Annotated in this window: 10 tRNA genes and 2 rRNA genes; all 12 read left to right on the plus strand. The window is 48.8% G+C overall.

Going from position 1 to position 1250, the window contains the following annotated elements:
• Positions 1–89, plus strand: a 5S ribosomal RNA gene (gene rrf / locus KNQ11_RS16565); the annotation flags it as partial.
• Positions 90–168: 79 nt separating this feature from the next.
• A tRNA-Asp gene (locus KNQ11_RS16570) sits at positions 169–244 on the plus strand.
• A 10-nt stretch (positions 245–254) separates the two neighbouring features.
• Positions 255–330, plus strand: a tRNA-Phe gene (locus tag KNQ11_RS16575).
• Between the two features lie 8 nt (positions 331–338).
• Positions 339–414: transfer RNA gene (locus KNQ11_RS16580), tRNA-Thr, on the plus strand.
• Between the two features lie 11 nt (positions 415–425).
• Positions 426–501, plus strand: a tRNA-His gene (locus tag KNQ11_RS16585).
• A 23-nt stretch (positions 502–524) separates the two neighbouring features.
• Positions 525–600, plus strand: a tRNA-Lys gene (locus KNQ11_RS16590).
• A gap of 7 nt (positions 601–607) precedes the next feature.
• Positions 608–691 (plus strand) — tRNA-Leu (locus KNQ11_RS16595).
• A gap of 7 nt (positions 692–698) precedes the next feature.
• Positions 699–773 (plus strand) — tRNA-Gly (locus tag KNQ11_RS16600).
• A 21-nt stretch (positions 774–794) separates the two neighbouring features.
• Positions 795–881, plus strand: a tRNA-Leu gene (locus KNQ11_RS16605).
• A gap of 6 nt (positions 882–887) precedes the next feature.
• Positions 888–961 (plus strand) — tRNA-Arg (locus KNQ11_RS16610).
• Positions 962–966: 5 nt separating this feature from the next.
• A tRNA-Pro gene (locus KNQ11_RS16615) sits at positions 967–1043 on the plus strand.
• A 136-nt stretch (positions 1044–1179) separates the two neighbouring features.
• A 16S ribosomal RNA gene (locus KNQ11_RS16620) occupies positions 1180–1250 on the plus strand; the annotation flags it as partial.

The following is a 1250-nucleotide window of genomic DNA, read 5'->3' on the forward strand; positions in this document are numbered from 1 at the left end:
CCCGTTCCCATGCCGAACACGGAAGTTAAGCACTTGAACGCCGAAAGTAGTTGGGGGCTTCCCCCTGTGAGGATAGGACGTTGCCAGGCTTTTGTTTTTTTAATAAAACAATTGACAGACTTACATAGATGTTTTATCATTATAGAAGTCGTCACCTTATACTTAAACGGTCCTGTGGTGTAGCGGTTAACATGCCTGCCTGTCACGCAGGAGATCGCGGGTTCGAATCCCGTCAGGACCGCCATTTTAATATCGGCTTTGTAGCTCAGTTGGTAGAGCAAAGGACTGAAAATCCTTGTGTCGGCGGTTCGATTCCGTCCAAAGCCACCATTTCTTTTGCCGGTGTAGCTCAGCTGGTAGAGCAACTGACTTGTAATCAGTAGGTCGCGGGTTCGACTCCTGTTGCCGGCACCATTTTTATTTTGGCGATTGTGGCGAAGTGGTTAACGCACCGGATTGTGATTCCGGCATTCGTGGGTTCAATTCCCATCAGTCGCCCCATTTTTTAACTTCATATCATTTATGTGTCATTAGCTCAGTTGGTAGAGCATCTGACTTTTAATCAGAGGGTCGCAGGTTCGAATCCTGCATGACACACCATTTTTATGCGGGTGTGGCGGAATTGGTAGACGCGCTAGATTTAGGATCTAGTGTCTTTGACGTGGGGGTTCAAGTCCCTTCACCCGTACCATTTATATGCGGAAGTAGTTCAGTGGTAGAATACGACCTTGCCAAGGTCGGGGTCGCGGGTTCGAATCCCGTCTTCCGCTCCATTTATATTTGAATAGCATTATGCGGTCGTGGCGGAATCGGTAGACGCGCTAGGTTGAGGGCCTAGTGGTGGCAACATCGTGGAGGTTCAAGTCCTCTCGACCGCACCATATGATGCACCCTTAGCTCAGCTGGATAGAGTACTTGACTACGAATCAAGGGGTCGGGAGTTCGAATCTCTCAGGGTGCACTTTTCGGGAAGTAGCTCAGCTTGGTAGAGCACTTGGTTTGGGACCAAGGGGTCGCAGGTTCGAATCCTGTCTTCCCGACCATTATTTTCATACGAAATACATTGGACTTTGAAAACTGAACGATGAGGCAAAAATCGTATTCTACGGAATACAAAAACGAATGAAGCGCAAGCTTCGTCAATCGTGACTTCGGTCACACAACGAGCAAGTCAAACACTTCATGGAGAGTTTGATCCTGGCTCAGGACGAACGCTGGCGGCGTGCCTAATACATGCAAGTCGAGCGCAG

Origin of the sequence: Exiguobacterium sp. s39 (genome assembly GCF_018618925.1) — a bacterium.
In the GTDB taxonomy this organism is placed as follows: Bacteria; Bacillota; Bacilli; order Exiguobacteriales; family Exiguobacteriaceae; genus Exiguobacterium_A; species Exiguobacterium_A abrahamii.